We start from the raw sequence: 17,625 nt of genomic DNA on the forward strand, positions 1-17,625 counted from the left end.
ATGCCGGAGGCCGGATCGATGACACGGCCGCCGCGCAGCAGCAGGTCGAAGGTGGCGGTGATGGACATGGACACTCTCCCCAATGTTCCGGCGGGCACTTGCGGCCGCAGCCAGAATACGAAGCATACTTCGTACTTTGCAAGAGCAAAGAACGTGCCATAGATTGCGCAGCACCCCTCGTTCGCCAAACGTGTTCCGAGCCGAAGGTGTCAGGAGAAGCGAGTTGCCGAAAGCCAACAAGGCGGCAAGCCGACCGGGCCACCCGCCCTGGCCGCTGCCGCAAAGACCCGGATTCCTGATCCGCCGCCTGCACCAGATCCATGTGGCGCTGTTCCAGGAGGCCTGCGGCGGCTTCGAAATCACGCCGTTGCAATACAGCCTGCTGTCCGCGCTGGCGGAACGGGGAACGGCTGACCAGACCAGCCTGGCGGCTGATATTGCGCTGGATCGCACCACCACGACCGGCGCGCTGAAGCGGCTGGAAGCGCGAAACCTGGTGGAGCGTCCGGTCAGCGGCGATGACCGGCGCGCCCGGATCTGCAAGCTGACACCAGCGGGCGCCGCCTTGCTCGGCCAGATCGAGAGCGCGGCCCGCGCGGCGCATCGGGCGACGCTGGGCAGCCTCAGCAAGTCGGAACAGGCGCTGTTCATCGCCATGATGCAGCGCATTGTCGTAGACAACGCCGATCGCGACGGCGCCCGTATCGCGGTGGATTGAGCGGCAGCGGACGCAATTCAGAACGGCTATAAATTAGTCAGACAGACACGAAACAGGCAACGGTATTTGTCGCGGCCGCCGCGAGCGCGCGGGGTTAAGAATTCAGCGCAACAGCCGTTCGTCGGGCGGGGCGATTTCAGTGACAAGGTCGCGGATCAGCTTCTTCTTCGGCAGCGGCGCCAGAACCGTCATGCCTTCCTTGAGGCGCACGGTGCAGGCGTAGTCGACCTTGCCATCGATCAGCATCATGCATTCCTTGCAGGCATTGGCATTGATGCAGGAGAACCGGAACGCCAGCGACGGATCGCTCGTACGGCGCAGCGCGCGCAGGCCGTCCAGCACCGATTGGCCCGGCTCGAAGGCAACGTCGAACGTCTGGTGCCGCGTCTCGCCGGGCGTGCCGCGCTGGATGCTGAGGGTCGCCTTCATGCCGCGGCCTTTCCGGTGGTCGGCTCAACCTTGCGCAGGCTGACGGCACCGTCGGCGAGGCTGACGATCTGGTTGACGCGCCAGGCTTCATCAAGGCCGAGGTGGTCATCGCGCTGATGCGCGCCGCGGCTTTCGGTCCGCGCCAGCGCCGAGACCGCGACGGATTGCGCGACCCGCAGCATGTTGCGCAGATCGAGCCAGTCGACCAGCACCGGGTCGAAGGTAGAAATGGAGAACATCGGTGTTTCGCCGATATCGACCTTCAATTGCGCGATCGAGGCGATCGCCGCGCGCAATCCGGCATCGGTGCGGAACGGGCCGACCTCGTCGGCCATCACCGCCCGCAGCTTCGCCACCACGGCCGCCGGATTCGGCGCATCGCGCCGCTCGGCGCTGCGCAGCAGATCGAGCGCCGCTTGTGCCGCGTCGGGCGACCACATCGCGGCCTGCGACGTCGCGCGTTGCGCGGCGCCGCGGCCCGCTTGCGCGCCGAACACAAAGGCTTCGGTGATCGCATTGCCCGACAGCCGGTTGGCGCCGTTGGCGCCGCCGACCGCCTCGCCGCAGGCAAACAGGCCGGGTACGCCGGTTTGCATCGTCGCGTCGACGCGAATGCCGCCCATGTGATAATGCGCGATCGGTGCCACCTCGACCGGGCGCTTCGCAAGATCAATACCGTTGGCCAGCAGACGATCGACGACCGGGCCGAAGGCGGCGCGGATCACCGCCTCGGGCACATGCTGGAAACTGAGCCAGGCGCCGCCCGCCGGGCTGCCGCGACCAGCTCCGACCTCCTTGGTGATGGCATAGGTAGCAAGGTCGCGGGTCAGCACATAGGTGCCGTCGCTACGTGAATCCCGCGTGGCGTAGTCGTCCTCGAATTCGCGCATCTCGGAATTCAAGAGCTTGCCGCCGAGCTTGTAGCGGAACGGGTCCCACATGATCGGATCCATCCCGACCAGCCTTGGCGCGAGATGCCCGATCGGAAAAAACTGCACGAATTCCATGTCGATCAGTTCGGCGCCAGCGCGCAGCGCCAGCGCATAGCCGTCGCCTCCCATGTTCGACGAAGCGCTGTTGCGGCGATACAGCCCGGTCAATCCGCCGGTGGCAATGATGACGGCCTTCGCCGCGATGGTGACGGCGCCACCGGTCGGCAGATGCAGCGCAGTGGCGCCGCAGGCTTCACCGTCGTGCATCGCGATGTCGACGATGACCAGATCGCCGATCCGGCGGATGCCGTCGGCCGAGTTGAGCTGGGTGCGCAGCGTCTTCGACACCGCCGGTCCGGTGGAGAGGAAATCGACATAGGCGCAACGCGGCCGGTCATGACCCGGCGCCTGGGCCTGCTTGATGTGGCCGTCCTCGCGCGCCCAGCCAACCTTCCACGCCTCCATTTCGCGCAGCCGGCGCGGCCCGTCCTCGCACAACAGCGCGGCGAGGCGCTCGTCGCACAGGCCGCGGCCGGCGGCCAGCGTGTCGGCCAGATGATGCTCCCAGTGATCCGGCGTCTGCTCGCCGAGCGCCGCGGCGACCGTCATCTGCGCCATCACCGTGGCGCCGCCGCGCCCAATCAGGCTGCGGTCGGCGAGAATGACCGAGGCGCCAAAGCGCGCCGCCTCCAGCGCGGCATACATGCCGGCCCCGCCGGCGCCGATGACCAGCACGTCGGCTTCAAGATGGGTGCTTTCGTCCCGGCGTTCGGCAGCGGTCATCATGGGTCCCTTCACCGGTCAGTCGACAGGTATCCGCAAGATCGCCAGTGCCAAAGCGGTGGCGCGCGGCACGATGCTGTCGAGATCGAGCCATTCCTGCGCGGTATGCACGTTGCCGCCGACGGGGCCAAGCCCGCACAGGGTCGGCGTGCCGACGCTGGCGGTAAAGCCGGAATCGGCGCAGCCGCCGGCGAATTCGCCGTCGAGTTTGGGCAGTCCGGCGTCCTTGGCCGCCGCGCGATAGGCATCGAACAGGATTTTCGAGGATTCGCTCTGCACCAGCGGCAGGAATTCACCATTGATGTGCAGCTTGGCCGTGGTGCCCGGCACCGTCGATGTCGCGATAATGGCCTCGATCGCCGCCAGCGTGGTGGCGCGGTCGGCCGGGTCGATATAGCGCAGGTCGATCTGGCCCTCGGCGTGCGGCGCGGTGGTGTTGACCGACTGGCCGCCAGCGATCAGGCCGACATTCAGCGTGATGCCTTTGGCCATGTCGGTGAGCGCATGGATCCGCACGATCTTGTGCGCGAGTTCGCCGATCGCGCTGATGCCGTCGCCGAAATTATTGCCGGAATGCGCCGCCTTGCCAAAGATCTCGAAGCGCATGAACACGCCACCCTTGCGACTGGTGGTGATATTGCCGGTCGGACGGCCCGGTTCGGAATTATACACCGCGCGCGCCGCGCGGGCCTCGCGCTCGATCACCGGGCGCGACGACGGCGAGCCGATCTCCTCGTCGGAGGTGATCAGCAGCTTGATCGGGCATGGCGCGCTGCCGAATTTGGCGAACGCCGCGGCGACGAAGACGTTGATGACGAGACCAGCCTTCATGTCGGCGACACCGGGACCATGGGCCCTGCTGCCTTCGATGCTGAACGGGCGATGCGCCACCTCGCCTTTCGGAAACACCGTATCGCGATGCCCCATCAACAGCACCGGCTTCTCGTTGCTGCCCGGCTTGGCAACCGAGCCATGCAGCGCATCGCCGGACACGTCATGCGGCTCGCGGAAACATGCGATGCCGTACTCGGCGAAATGCCGCTCGAACCGCGCGCCGACCGCATCGACGCCGGGCTTGTTGTAGGAGCCGGAATCGATGTTCACGACGTCGCGCAGCAGCTCGATCATCGGCTGTCTTTGCGACGCGAGCCATTCGGTGATCTGGGTTTCGGTGGACGAGGACATGACCGTTCTTTCTTGCAACAGCGTTATTTGAAGCGAAGTCTGACAGCTTGTTCGTCATTGCGAGGAGCCCTTGCGACGAAGCAATCCAGTCTTGCCGAGTTCGTGGCTCTGGATTGCCGCGTCGCTTCGCTCCTCGCAATGACAAGCCGATGGTTCGGTGAAGGGCCGCGATTGGGACTACACCGCCATCGCAGGAGCGGCCTTCGCAGCCATCGCCTGCTTCATCATCCTGGCGATATATTCGCCGATCACCACCGTGGTGAGGTGGGTATTGGCGCGGCAGTCCGACGGCATGATCGAGGCATCCGCGACGCGCATGCCGCGCAGGCCCTTCACCGTGCCATCCGGGTTGACCACGCCGCTGGCGTCGTTGAAGCCGCTCATGCGGCAGGAACCGGCGGCGTGCTGGATGTCGCCGGTGTCACGGCGCAGGATGGCTTCCAGTTCGCTGATCGGCAACGCCGCCGCCCGCGGCAGCGTCAGGTCGGTGTCGATCAGCCGGATCCATTCCGCCTTGTCGGCCAGCGCCGGCTGCGTGGTGAGGACCGCGAGCCGCTTCACCGCGTCGACCATGCGCGACATGTCGCGCGGGTCGGCCAGCATGTTTTCCTCGACGATCGGATCGATCGAGGCGTCGGTGGAGGCCAGTTTCAGCGTGCCGCGCGAAAAAGCGTTGAACAGTCCCGCGCCGATCGCGGCGGGGATGCCGATGCCACGGTGGTTGAAGGCGATCAGGATCATGTCGCGCTTGCCGCCGTCCGCGAGACCCGACGAATAGGTCACGCAGCAATTGGTGTGACGGGTGTCCGGATCGGTCGCGCGCAATTCTTCCTTGAGCTGCACGGTGGCGCGGAACAGCGGGTGGTCGAAGAAGTGCTTGCCGACCGGCAGGTCGCTTTCAACCGCGATGCCCATTGCTTTCAATTCGCCGGCCGGGCCGATGCCGGAACGCAGCAGGATCGCCGGACTGTGGATCGCGCCGGCACACAGCACAATTTCACGCGCGCTGATTTCGGACGTGCCCTGCCCTTCGACATGCACGATCACGCCGGTAGCCCGACCGTCCGTGATGACAAGACGATCGACCAGCGCGTGGCCGCGGATCTCCAGATTGGCGCGGCCACGCGCCGGCTCCAGATAGGCCTCGTTGGTGGTGATACGGCGCAAATCGCGGCTGTTGATCGGGTAGCACGCCGCACCTTCACCATCGGCACCGTTGACATCATCGCACCACTTATAGCCCGAGGCCAACGCGGCATCGCGAAGGCCGCTATCGACCGGGCCCCATTTTTCCGGCGGCGCGCGGTAGATCGGCAGCGGACCACCCCGGCCATGGCCCGGTGTACCGCCAAATTCAAAATCGTCCTCGATCAGCGAAAACAGCGGCATCACTTCTTTCGCCGACCAGCCGGTGCAGCCATTGGTCGCCCATTCGTCGAACGCGGCGGCGACGCCGCGGATCGCGATCTGGCCGTTCATCATCGAGGAACCACCGAGGCCCTTGCCGCGCCAGTAGAAGCGCGGCTGCTGCCCGGCGACCCGACGCGTCAGCAGATGCGGCCACTGCCACTTCTCCTGATATTCGCGATGATGGATGATCGGGATCGGATTGGGGGTGCGGACCTCCCACGGCGCCTCATCGGCGCGCCAGTCGAGTCCGGCTTCCAGCAGCAGGATACGCTTGCTGGAATCCTCGGAGAGCCTCGCGGCAATGGCGGCGCCGGCAGAGCCGCCGCCAACTACAATGACATCATACATGAGCTTATTTCTCGATGTTCCAGAAGATCGGAATAGCCGACGGAATCACACCGCGCAAATTGGAGCGATACGCCGCCGGCTGGGCGAACTGGCCCCACGGAACCGCCGGCGTCTGATCATACATGATCGCCTGGATATCATAGGCCAGCTTCTTGCGTTCGTCTTCGCTGACCGATTTGGCGAAGGCGGTGAGCAGCGGCGTCAGGCGGGCGTCGCAATGCCATGCGGAAATGTCGACGCAGTTGAACGCCACCATGCCGTTGGTCAGGGGCGAACCGAGATCGAAGCCGCCGGCGTGGACGCCATAGACGCTCCAGCCGTCCTTCTTGGTGCGGCGCACCAACAGGCTGGCCCAGTCCATCACCTGCAGATCGACGGTGAAACCGGCCTGCTTGAGCTTTTCGGCGAGCACCTGCGCCGAGATGCGCGGCGCCTCGAGATCGCTGGCCTGCATCACGATGACCGGCTCGCCGGCATATTTGGTCAGCTTCAGCGCCGCTTTGGCGGCCTCGACCGAGGGATTTTTCGCCGCCTCGGTGCCGGCATCGTTCGCATAGGGCGTGCCGCAGGTAAAGAACGAGGCGCAAGGCGCGCCGTATTTGGCATCAAGTCCGAGACCGTCGATGACCTCGCGCTGATCGACCAGCTTCCACAACACGCGGCGAATCGCCGGATCGTCGAACGGCTTGGTCAGTGGATTGATGCGATAGGCGCCGGCGAACTGGTTGCCGCCCGTGAAGTTGACGACCTTGATCTTGGCGTTCTTCTCCAGCAGCGGCAGCAGGTCGAACGGCGCATATTGCATGAAGTCGACCTCCCCGGTCTGCAGCGCGGAAGCCGCCGTGGAGCCGTCGGGAATGACACGGATTTCCAGCGTATCGACGCCGACGCGCTTGCCGCCGGACAGGAAGTCGGCCGGCTCCGAACGCGGCACATAATCGGCGAATTTCTTCAGGATCATGCGATCGCCGCTACGGTGATCAGCCTTGCTGTAGACGAACGGGCCGGAGCCGATGATCTCGGTGATGCGCTGGTCGCCGGGCGTCTTGGCAATGCGCTCCGGCATCATGAAGGCGACCGGGCTGATCGTATTGCCGAGCGAATCGATCACCAGTGCCGACGGTTCCTTCAGCGTTAGCACGAAGGTCCTGACATCGGACGCCTCCACCGATGCCGTGATGGCGAGGATGCGGCGGCCGAGCGCACTGCGATCGCCCCAGCGACGCAGCGAGGCGACGCAATCCGCGGCGGTCACCGGGGCGCCGTCATGCCATTTCAGGCCATCGCGCAACGTAAAGGTGTAGATCAGGCCGTCGGGCGAGACCTTGTAGTCCCGCACCATCTGCGGCTTGATCTCGCCCGCCGCGTTCTTGGCGAACAGCGTGTCGAACACCATGAAGCCGAAGGTCCGCGAGATATAGGCCGGCGTGAAATGCGGATCGAGCGTGACGATCTCGGCTTCCAGCACCGCGATCAGATTACTGGCGGCATGGGCTGGCGTCACCGGCGGGGCCGCGACAACCGCGAGCGAAAACAGCGCGAAAATGAAAGCCTTCAATCTGGACATGGTACCCTTGAGGTTCGTGCGAAAGGTTCTGAGAGGACTGGATGGCGGCTAAAACGACGATCTGCATAAGCAATCGCTGTGCCGCATGGACGGCGAACATCATGCCGCCATGACTGGCTGCCGCGCGTTTGCTGCGCCCGCCAGCGAAATCGTCGGCGATGTCGTAGTGGTCACGGCTTCCACTCGGCCTCCTGCAACAGCCGCCAGCTGATCTTGTTGCTTTCAGAACGTGGCAGGCTGCCCACGAACACCACGCTCCGTGGCGCCTTGTAGCTGGCCATGTTGTCACGCGCCCAGGCGATGATGTCGTCCGCGGAAGTGTCGGCCTTGTCGACATGCAGCACCACCAGCGCCTTGACGCCTTCGCCGCGATAAGCGTCCGGCGTCGAGATGATGCAGCATTCCTTGATGGCGGGATGGCCGTACAGGGTGGCCCGACCTCGGCCGGCCACACCTTGAAGCCACTGACATTGATCATGCGCTTGAGGCGATCGACGACAAAGAAATAACCGTCACGGTCGCGGTAGCCGAGATCGCCGGTGCGCAGGAAGCGCTGGCCAGCGAGATCGACAAACGAGGTCGCGTTGGCATCCGGCCGGTTCCAGTAATCCCGCAAGACCTGCGGGCCGTGCACGACGATCTCGCCGGTCTCGTCATGGCCGAGTTCGGCCAGCGTCCCGGGATCGATGATCCGCGCATCGGTGTCGTGCACGACAATTCCGAGACACTGCCGCTTCGGTGTTGCCATCGGGTTGAGGTGGGTCGGCGACATCGTCTCGGTCATGCCATAGCCCTCGATGAATTCGAGGTCGAAGCGCGACTTCAGCCTTTCCGCCACCGTCGCTGGCATGGCCGCGCCGCCGCCGGTCAGAACCCTGAGCCTTGCAAAACAATCGTCGTGGAAGCCGGCGCTCGACAACACGTCGACGATCATGGTCGGCGCCGCATTCCAGAACGTGACGCCGTGGGCCTCAAAAAATTCTGGGATCAGGTCCTTGTCCCAGCGCGCCATTAGCACCAGCGTGGCGCCGATCGAGACCGCCGCGTTCATCGAGCCCTGCATGCCAGCGACATGAAACAGCGGCTGAAAACCGGTCAGCACATCGTCGGCGCCGAGCCCGTACCAGCGCGCCTGCAGCACCGCGGTGAACAGCACGTTGCGGTGCGGATGGATGCAGGCCTTCGGCTTGCCGGTGGTGCCGGACGTATAGGGCAGAACGCAGAGATCGTCGGGCGTGGAGCGCATCGGCCCCGGCGACGCCGCCCGCGCCAACGCCGCCGACCACAGGTGCCAGCCCGGCGTATCCGGCAGCGGTGCCGACGACTGGGTGACGCAGGCTGGCAGCGTATAGGGGGTGGCGGCGGGGACGTAGTCGCGATACCGCGCCACGATGACATGGCTGAGCTCCGATCCCAGCAGTGGCGTGAAGACCTCGCCCAGATCGCTGCCGATGATGGCAATGCGGGCGCCGCTGTCGCCGGCCTGATAGTCGACCTCCGCGGTCTTGTTCATGGGATTGACCGGCACTACCACCGCGTCGGCGCGCATCACCGCATAATAAGCGATGACATATTGCGGAGAGTTCTGCAGCGCGATCAGCACGCGGTCGCCGCGCTGGACACCGCAGAAATTCCGCAGATAGCCGGCCATGGCATCGACCTGCGCGCGCAGTTCACCGTAGCTGAGAATGCCGCCGTAGAATGCCGTAGCCGGGTGATCCGGGCGCGCCTCAGCCGCGCGCGTCAGCGCGTCGTATAACGTGCCTTCGGGCAACGTAAGATGCCGGGGCTCGCCAGCAGGCCAGGATGGCGACAGATCGGTCATGCCGGCCCTTCCTTGATCAGTGTGCGCCGCCGGCGCGTGAAAATTCCTGGTCGGCAAGTTGCAGGCCGAAGTCGAGCGCTTCCAGCAGCGCTTCCGACTCCGCTTCGTTGATGATCAGCGCCGGCGCCAGGAATAGCGAGGTCTGCTCGCCGCTGGTGCCTATCACCGCGCCGGCCTGCATCGCTCGCGCGGCAACCCGCGAGGCGATCGGATTTTCCATGGTATCGGCAGTCCAGGTTCGCCAGTCCGGCCCATGAAGTTCGACGGTCCAGTGCAGACCCTGGCCGGCTACGCGTTTCACGCTCGGATGTTTTCGCGCGATCTCGACCAGGCGGCGCGCGAACAGCGCCTCCATCTTGCGCACATGCGCCAGGATGTTCTCATCGGTGACGGTGGCAAGATAGGCGCTGACCGCGGCCATGCTGATCGGGTGGCCGCGCAACGTCCCGTAATTTTGCCAGCTCTTGCCCTTGAGCTGGTCGACGATCTTCTTCGACACCACCACCGCGGCGACCGATGCGGCACCGCCGCCAAGCGACTTGCCCATGGTGATGATGTCCGGCCGGCTCGCAGCGCCCTGGAACGCGAACCAGCGGCCGGCGCGGCCGGCGCCGGTTACAACCTCGTCGGCGATCCAGTACGAACCGGCAGCCGCGGCATGGCGCGCCACCTCGTTTTGGTAGTCGGCGTCATAATAGCTGCCCCCTTGGGTGTAATCGATGATCGTCGCCGCGGTATCCGCCAGCGTCGCACGGGCGTCGCCGAGATATTCCCTGACCGGGCTGTTGTGCAGCGGCGCGCCGTAGATCGCGCCGTCGGGTGCCGGCAGCACGCGGACGTCGACGATTGGAGGCGGCAGTTGCGATCCGCCGGCGTGCACCGCGAGGCCGCCATGCCAGTGCGGCTGCACGGTCATGCTGCGCGACAGGCCGACCAGGCCGTGATAGGCGCGCTCGCGGGTGGCCAACGCGGTCTTCTGCGTCAGCGCCTGGCACAGCGACAGCGCCATGTCATTGGCCTCCGAGCCGCTGATGCAGAAGCGCACCGCGCCGACCCAGTCCTCCTCGCCCTTGAAGGCGGTGGCGATCAGGTCCTCGGCGGCCTGCTCGCGGCCGATCCAGGTCCAGCCTTCGTTGACCACCGGCGTATCGGCGGCCTCACGGATCGCCTCCACCATGCGGGGATGGCGATGACCGAGCCCGCCGCCGGTGTTGCTGCCGTCGATCAGGCGGCGGCCATCCTGCAAATGGAAGTACACGCCCTCGCCGCCGACCACGGTCGGGGGAGCCGTGTCACCGGCATTAAGGGTGGTTCGCAGCAATCTACTCATCGGGATTCTCTCTTCACGCCGCCGCCCCAAATCCACCGCCGCCGCACATCTCGATGGTGACGAGATCGTCCTGCTGCAGCACGAGGTTCGACTTGCCGTCGATCGCGATGGCCTCGCCGCCGCGCATCAGCGAGACGCGGCAGGTGGCGCCTGGCTCGCCGCCATGCAGGCCGAAGGGCGGAATCACCATGCGCTCGACGCTGCTGGTGAGATGCATGCTGGGCGCCAGGATCCGGTAGGTGCGGACGACGCCGTCACCCCCGGCATATTTTCCGGCGCCGCCGGAGCCCCAGCGGATCGCCTGCCGCTCGACCCGGATATTGTAGTTGGCTTCGATGACCTCGGCCGGCGTGTTCGACGTATTGGTGAGATGCACGCGGGTGGCGGCGCAGCCGGCACGGTTGTAACGCGCGCCCTCGCCGCCGGCATGGACTTCGTACAGCATCTTCCAGGTGCCATCGTCGCGCTGCTCGGCAAAGGACAACATGCCCGACGTGGTGGCACCGCCCGACGACAGCCGCTCCGGGATCACGTCCTTCATCGCCAGGAAGATCGCATCGACGATGCGCAACGAGGTCTCGTGATTGCCGGCCGCCACCGGCGCGGTGAGCCCGGGATCGAGGATCGAGCCGGGGCGGGTGATGATGGTGAGCGGACGCAGCGCGCCGCCATTCTGCTGCATATCGCGGCCGCTCATGATGCGCGCGCTGTAGGCCACCGCCGAACGCGCAATGAACGAGGTGGTGTTGCAGAAATTCGAAACCCGGTCGCAACTGCCGGACAGGTCGAAGGTCGCCTCGTCGCCCGCGATGGTGATCCTGACATGGATGCGGGCCGGCGCGTTGCCGGGGCCGCCATCATCCATGAAATCCTCGCCTTCATAGACGCCGTCCGGCAATTGCAGGATCGCCTCGCGCATCTCGGCTTCGGACAGATCGTGCAGCCGCGACAGCGTAGCGACGAAGGTTGCCTTGCCGTGCTGCTTGCACAATTCGACGATGCGCTTTTCGCCAGCCCGGGTGCAGGCGATCTGACCGAGCAGATCGCCCTCGCAGGCTTCGGGATCGCGGACATTGACCTTGAGGAACTGGACGATGGAATCGCAGACCCCCGCGGCGGTCGCGATAAGGATCGGCGGAATCCGCAGCGCTTCCTGGAAGGTATCGATCGCCTTTGCAAAGTAGCTGCCGGGCCAGAAGCCGCCGATATCCGGCCAATGCGCCAGACTGACGGCGAAAGCGACGATCTCACCCTCGAAGAACACCGGGCGCACCACCTTGACGTCGTTGAGGTGATTGCCGCCGAGTGCGCCGAGATTGTAGATCAGCACGTCGCCGTCGTTGAGCGAGGCGGCGGGCACCACCTTCAGCGTTTCGCGCACCGTATAGGCCATGGCGCCGAGATGGACCGGGATGTCGCGGCCCTGCCCGACCAACTCGCCCTGCGCGTCGGTGATCGCCGACGACAGGTCGCCGGCCTCGCGCAGCAGCGGCGAACGCGCCGAGCGCGTCATCACCAGGCTCATTTCTTCCGCCGCCGCCGACAGGCCATGGCGGATCACTTCCACGGCAAACGGGTCGAGCTTCATGATGCGACCTTCGTCAGAAACAGGTTTCCAGTACTATTCGGCGTCGCCTGCCAGCCCGGCGGCACCACCACCGTCGACCAGGCGTCCTCGATGATAGCGGGGCCGGTGACGGCGTCGGACATCGTGCCGCGATCGATCACCTCGGTCAGGACATCGTGCGCGTTATCGAACGAGCATGTGCGTGCGACGAATTCGGTGCGCCTGGAATCAGTGCCGGGGCGGCCCACCGACGTCGTCGACGGCTGGCGCGCCTGCACGCGGATCGATTCGATCACGCAGGGCTCGGCGGTGGCGTAGCCGTACAACTCGCGGTGCTTGGCCAGAAAATGCTGCTGCAAAAGCGCCGGTTCGAGCGGCAGCGTGAACGGCACCGGGATGGCGTCGGACTGCGCGGCGTAGCGCATCAAGGCGACCAACTCGATCTCGATGGATTCGCGCGGAATGGCATTGGCCACCAGCGGTTCCAGCGTCAGCTCGACCATCGCGCCGATGCGCTGCGAGACTCTTGTCAGGTCGATACCGTCGAGCGCGGCGCGCAGCGTCTGCTGCTGCAGGAAGCTGAAATCGGCGGTCAGGCAGCCGAGCGCCGAAAACGCGCTGGACGCCGCCGGCACCACGATCTCGCTGATGCCGTAGAGCTCGGCGAGCCCCGACGCATGCATCGGCCCGCCGCCACCGAATGCCAGCAGCGTGCAGTCGCGACCGTCAATGCCGCGCTCCACGGTGACGCGGCGCAACGCGCGTCCCATGGTGGCGTTGGCGACCTTGATGATGCCGAGCGCGGTCTCGGTCAGGCTGAGGCCGAGCCGGTCCGCGATCGGTTGCACCGCGCGTGCCGCCGCGGCGAGATCGATGCCGATGCGGTCACCGAGTTTGGTAGCCGGATTGAGATAGCCGAGCAGCGCGTTGGCATCGGTGATGGTCGGCTCGGTGCCGCCACGGCCGTAACAGGCCGGACCCGGCTCGGAGCCGGCGCTTTCCGGGCCTACCGTCAAACCGCCGGAGCCGGCACGCACGATCGAACCGCCGCCGGCGCCGATCGAATGTACCGCCAGCATCGGCTGCCGCAACGGCCGGTCGCCGAGCAGCTTGCCATCGGTCATTTCGGCCTGCCCATCGATGATCAGGCAGACGTCGGTGGTGGTGCCGCCCATGTCGAAGGTCAGCACGCGCGATTTGTCGAGCTGCCGGGCGATGCTGACCGAGGCCGAGACGCCCGCCGCCGGGCCGGACATCGCCATCACCAGCGGGCGACGCTTCACCGCCGCGATCGGAATCATCGCGCCGGCGGAATGAAACACCTGCAGCCCCGCACCCAGCGGCAGCCGCTCCTCAAGTTCGCTGAGATATTCCACCGCGATCGGCATTGCCGCGGCGTTGAACACCGTCGAGGATGTCCGCTCATATTCGCGCGCCTCGGCATTCACCTCATGCGACAGCGAGACATGCGGCACGACGCCCTTCAACCGCTCTGCCAGCATCTTTTCATGCACCGGATTGGCATAGGCATGCAGCAACGCCACCGCGACGCTCTGGACGCCGGTTTCCTTGAGCCAGACGATCAGCCGGTCGATCTCGGCCTCCTCCAGCGCTTTCAGAATTCCGCCTTCATGGTCGAGCCGCTCGTCGAGCGCGAAGCACAGTTCGCGCGGCACCAACGCCTTCGGCTTCGGCACCACATCGAGGCGGTACAGGTCGCGGCGGCGGTAGCGCGCGATCTCGAGTACGTCCTCGAACCCCTGCGTCGCCACCAGCGCCACTTTCGGCAACCGCCCCTCGACGATGGCGTTGGTGATGCGGGTGGTGCCGTGAATGAAGCGCTTGACCTCGGACTTGTGCAACCCGACCGCCTCGATTGCTTCCAGCATCGCCTGCACCGGCGCCTGCGGGCGCGACGGCACCTTGGCGATCCGCGTCTCGGCGGTATCGCGGCGGATGGCAATGATATCGGTGAAGGTGCCACCGATATCGGTGCCGATCTCCCAGATCTGGTCCAAGGGCTTGATGCTTTCGTTGGGGCGGATGGTTACTTGCGGCTGAGGTCGCGAAAATCGACCTGGCGGTGGAACCAGTAGGTGTACCCCTCAAGCTGCGGCACCATCACGGCGTCTTGGTTGGCCTGCCACAGCAGCACCATCGGGATCTCCTTGACATATTGCGCAATCATCGCCTTGCCCATGTCGTCATATTTGGCCTGGTCCTGCTCAAACCGCGCCTGGTTGGCGAGGGTCATCACCAGTTCATCGTTCCACGACGAGTAATTCCAGCGCTGATTGCCGGTGAAGAAGTTGCGGAAAAAATAGTCCGTGGTCGGCAGCCAGGCGGTGGAGCCCTCGGTGAAAAACGGCAGCTTCTTGTCGGTGATCTGAGTCGACATCTGCGCGTCCGGCAGTTTTTGGATATCGACCTCGATGCCGATCCTGGCGAGCGATTCCTTGAGCAGCACGGCCATCGGCTCGGTCACCGCCGCGGAGCCGACATTGATGCTGAAGCTGGTCTTTAACCCATTCGGAAAGCCGGCCTCGGACAACAGCGCCTTGGCGGCGGCGATGTCGGTCTTCACCGGCATCGGCTGCGGGAAGCCGGCATTGGGCGGGGTCGTCCACACGGCGCCATACAGCGGCAGGCCACGTTTGAAGATCGCCGCCTTGAACATGTCGTCATAGGGCAATGCCGCGGCAATCGCCTTGCGGACCTTGACGTTGTCGAACGGCGCCATCTGGGTGTTGAAGGCGATCATGGTGAAGCCGTTCGACTGCGGCGTCGATTCGACCTTGACCTTGCCGCGCGCCTGCAGCGTTGGCACGTCAGAGGCCTGCAGATCGATGGCAATGTCGGCATCGCCCTTCTCGATCAGATTGGCGCGGGTGGCGGGATCGGCAATGGTCTGCTCGATGACGCGCTTGAAGAAAGCGAGCTGGCCGTTGCGGCCGCCCTTCCAGTTCTCGTTGCGCCGCAGGATCAATTGCTCACCGGGCTTGAACATCTCGACGGTGTAGGCACCCGAGCCGGCGGTGTTGGTCTTCAACCATTCCTGCGCCCACGGATCCTCCGCCGTCGCGTGCGACTTCGCGAGCTTGCTGTTGAACATCGGCGCCAGCGGCGTGGCGAGATTGGCTAGCGCCAGACGATCGGCCTTCGGCAGGGTCACTGTTATGGTCTTGTCATCAATGACTGTGAACTGCTCGGCCTTGGTCAGCGAGCCGGTGCCGAGCTGTCCCGCGGCGATCGATTTTGCGGTCACCGCGCGATCGAGCGACCACTTGATATCCTCCGCGGTGACCGGCGTACCGTCATGCCACTTGGCATCGCGCAGCTTGAAGGTAATCTTCAATCCGTCCGGGCTGATCTCGTAGCTTTCGGCCAGTTCGCCGCGAAGTTTCGTGCGGTCGAACACCCAGACGCCGTCCTCCTTCTTGCGGTCGAAGGCAACGAGGCGGTCATAGATGCTGGTGGACACGCCGAACGCCTCGCGTGTCGCGCCGGGCGTGGTGGGATCGAGGGTCGGGATATTGTTGCCGGTAATCTGGCGCAAGGTCTCCGCGCGGGTCTGCGCCTGCGCCACGGCCGGCACCAAAGCCAGCCACGCCACGCCACTCATGATCTTCAACAAACGCCCGCGATCCATCATGTGCCTAGATCCCCTGTTGGTTCAGTCGTTGTGAATTTGTGACAGGTCTATCGCCAATGACGATAGAGCCAGAGTCGCGGCAAAGCGCTAGGCCAGCGCGGCGGCGGTGGCGCGGCGACATCACCACAGCGACCTGTGCGATTTTCCCGTGCCGACTTGCCCATTGAAACAGCAGTGATGCAGATGCGTTTGGGTGTGATGAATCGCGCCCATCAACCGCGAAACGCGGCGCATCGCCTGGTATCCGCAGCCTTATACCACTGGTGCTCTGGCTATTTGGCGGGCGCACGGCAATCTGGCGACGAGCGACCGGACGCCGCGTCGACCTGCATGGTTTATTTCAACGACTTGCTCGGGGCCCCGGTGCGCAGCCGAGAATTCCGGCGATTCGGGCGATCAGGCGTGGCGCATCTTCCGCATTGAGCCGGCCATAGCCGAACACCAGCCCCTGCCGCGTCGCCAGTTCCAGATAATTCTGCGACAGCGGCTGCACATGAATTCCAGCCGCCTTCAGGCTGCGCGCGGCTTCCTCGTCGCTCATCCGCGCCTTCAATGCCCCGGTGAAGAACGCCACCAGATGCAGGCCGGTCGCCGACGGTGCGACGCTGAGATCGTCGGGCATATAGGTGATAATCGCCTGCATCAGCGCCTGCTGGCGGATCGCATAGACCTTTCGCATCCGCCGCAAATGGCGGAGCAGATGGCCCTCCTTCATGAACCCGGCCAGCGCCATCTGGCCGATCCCGGAGCTGTGCACGTCAATACGCGCCCGGCCGCGGGTAAAGGGCGTCACAAACCGTTCGGGTGCCACCACATAGCCCAGCCGCAGGCTCGGCATCATAATCTTTGAGAAAGTGCCGAGATAGATCACGCGCTGTTCGCGGTCGAGCGAGCGCAGCGAGGCGATCATGCTGTCCTGATGCCGGAATTCCGAATTATAATCGTCCTCGACAATCCAGGCATTGTTCCGGTTGGCCCAGTCCAGCAATTCCAGCCGCCGCTCCAGCCCCATGCTGATTCCGAGCGGATATTGATGCGACGGCGTCACTACTATCAGTTTGGCATTCGGCGCGCGCCGGATACCCTCGGCCACGCACAGGCCCTTGTCGTCAACCGGCACCGGCACCAGCCTCGCGCCGGCGGCGGTCAGCGCCCAGCGCGCCTCGACAAAGCCGGGCTCCTCAACCCAGACCTCGTCGCCATGATCGAGGATCATGCGGCTGATCAGATCGAGCGCGCTTGAGGTACCCGACGTCACCACCACCTCGGCCGGGGTACACACCACGCCGCGGACGGAGCCCAGAAAATTCGCAATCTCGTGGCGCAGTGCCGGCAAGCCGGCCGCCGGCAGATCGAGGCATTCGGCATGATCAGGGTCCTGCCAGCTCTGGCGCAGCAGCCGTGCCCAGTCCTTGAACGGAAAGCCGGAAATATCCGGCGCGCCGGGGCTGAAGTCGGATTTCCAGTTGGTATCATATTCGGACGCCAGCAGCGATTGCCATCGGTTTGAAATGTGCCCCACGTCAAATGGCGCGGCCGCATCATCCGCGGTCACCGGCGCGGCATTCGCCCGGGTCTGGTTGACCGATGCCACGCTGACGCCGCCACGCGGCGTCGATTCCAGATAGCCTTCGGCATAGAGCAGTTCCCACGCCGTCAGTACCACCATACGCCAGCAGCCCAGCTCGCGGGCGACTTCGCGCGATCCCAGAAACTGCGTGCCGGCCGAAAACGTACCGCGCAAGATGCCGCTGCGCAGATGCGCGGCGATCTGCTGATGCAAGGCAATCGGTGAAGTACGCTCAAGGTGCATGCCGGCCAGCGACAAGCGCGGCCGGTTTAGTGGCCGTTGCCTGTCGGCAATGGATTTGTCGTTTCC

The 17,625-nt window shown here is 65.0% G+C and carries 13 protein-coding genes and 1 pseudogene; 1 reads left to right on the forward strand and 13 read right to left on the reverse strand.

Translation table 11 applies throughout. The features are described 5' to 3' along the window. Positions 1–188: hypothetical protein (locus Q0S16_RS01935; RefSeq protein WP_295844421.1), on the reverse strand; the 188-nt coding region annotated here is incomplete at its 3' end. Between the two features lie 35 nt (positions 189–223). Between Q0S16_RS01935 and Q0S16_RS01940 the strand changes: the two genes are divergently transcribed. After that, positions 224–718 (forward strand): MarR family transcriptional regulator, encoded by a 495-nt coding sequence (locus Q0S16_RS01940; RefSeq protein ID WP_295844422.1) that lies wholly within the window; start codon positions 224–226, stop codon positions 716–718. 102 nt (positions 719–820) lie between these two features. On the opposite strand, the gene Q0S16_RS01945 is transcribed toward Q0S16_RS01940, so the two are convergent. From Q0S16_RS01945 to Q0S16_RS02000, 12 genes and pseudogenes are all read right to left on the reverse strand, one after another. Next, positions 821–1,147 carry a 2Fe-2S iron-sulfur cluster-binding protein gene (locus tag Q0S16_RS01945; RefSeq protein ID WP_295844423.1) on the reverse strand — a complete coding sequence of 109 codons (327 nt, stop codon included), beginning with the start codon at positions 1,145–1,147 and terminating at the stop codon, positions 821–823. Then, on the reverse strand, positions 1,144–2,862 hold the full coding sequence (locus tag Q0S16_RS01950) for an FAD-binding protein (protein ID WP_295844426.1): 1,719 nt from the start codon (positions 2,860–2,862) through the stop codon (positions 1,144–1,146). Before Q0S16_RS01950 ends, Q0S16_RS01945 begins: the two co-directional genes overlap by 4 nt. Positions 2,863–2,880: 18 nt before the next feature. Then, positions 2,881–4,047 (reverse strand): M20 family metallopeptidase, encoded by a 1,167-nt coding sequence (locus tag Q0S16_RS01955; RefSeq protein ID WP_295844429.1) that lies wholly within the window; start codon positions 4,045–4,047, stop codon positions 2,881–2,883. A gap of 177 nt (positions 4,048–4,224) precedes the next feature. Next, positions 4,225–5,805 (reverse strand): GMC family oxidoreductase N-terminal domain-containing protein, encoded by a 1,581-nt coding sequence (locus tag Q0S16_RS01960; protein WP_295844432.1) that lies wholly within the window; start codon positions 5,803–5,805, stop codon positions 4,225–4,227. Between the two features lie 4 nt (positions 5,806–5,809). Further along, entirely contained in the window at positions 5,810–7,372 is a 1,563-nt protein-coding gene (locus Q0S16_RS01965) for an ABC transporter substrate-binding protein (protein ID WP_295844434.1), read from the reverse strand. A gap of 170 nt (positions 7,373–7,542) precedes the next feature. Next, positions 7,543–7,824 (reverse strand): hypothetical protein, encoded by a 282-nt coding sequence (locus Q0S16_RS01970; protein ID WP_295844443.1) that lies wholly within the window; start codon positions 7,822–7,824, stop codon positions 7,543–7,545. Positions 7,825–8,033: 209 nt separating this feature from the next. Continuing rightward, positions 8,034–9,197, reverse strand: a pseudogene (locus tag Q0S16_RS01975) (AMP-binding protein); the annotation flags it as partial. Positions 9,198–9,213: 16 nt separating this feature from the next. Next, positions 9,214–10,527, reverse strand: a complete 1,314-nt coding sequence (locus tag Q0S16_RS01980; protein WP_295844437.1) for an aminotransferase class III-fold pyridoxal phosphate-dependent enzyme — start codon at positions 10,525–10,527, stop codon at positions 9,214–9,216. A gap of 13 nt (positions 10,528–10,540) precedes the next feature. Further along, the gene (locus tag Q0S16_RS01985; protein WP_295844439.1) at positions 10,541–12,115 is read right to left on the reverse strand and encodes a hydantoinase B/oxoprolinase family protein; all 1,575 of its coding nucleotides are present in this window, start codon (positions 12,113–12,115) and stop codon (positions 10,541–10,543) included. After that, positions 12,112–14,112, reverse strand: coding sequence for a hydantoinase/oxoprolinase family protein (locus Q0S16_RS01990; protein ID WP_295844441.1), 2,001 nt, complete (start codon positions 14,110–14,112; stop codon positions 12,112–12,114). Before Q0S16_RS01990 ends, Q0S16_RS01985 begins: the two co-directional genes overlap by 4 nt. Before the next feature lie 29 nt (positions 14,113–14,141). Further along, positions 14,142–15,716: an ABC transporter substrate-binding protein gene (locus Q0S16_RS01995; RefSeq protein ID WP_295844445.1), complete on the reverse strand. Its 1,575-nt coding sequence runs from the start codon at positions 15,714–15,716 to the stop codon at positions 14,142–14,144. 370 nt (positions 15,717–16,086) lie between these two features. Further along, complete coding sequence (locus Q0S16_RS02000) at positions 16,087–17,610, reverse strand: PLP-dependent aminotransferase family protein (RefSeq protein WP_295844447.1); 1,524 nt, start codon at positions 17,608–17,610, stop codon at positions 16,087–16,089. Positions 17,611–17,625: the final 15 nt, after the last annotated feature.

The organism is Tardiphaga sp., from assembly GCF_025356345.1.
GTDB lineage: Bacteria > Pseudomonadota > Alphaproteobacteria > Rhizobiales > Xanthobacteraceae > Tardiphaga.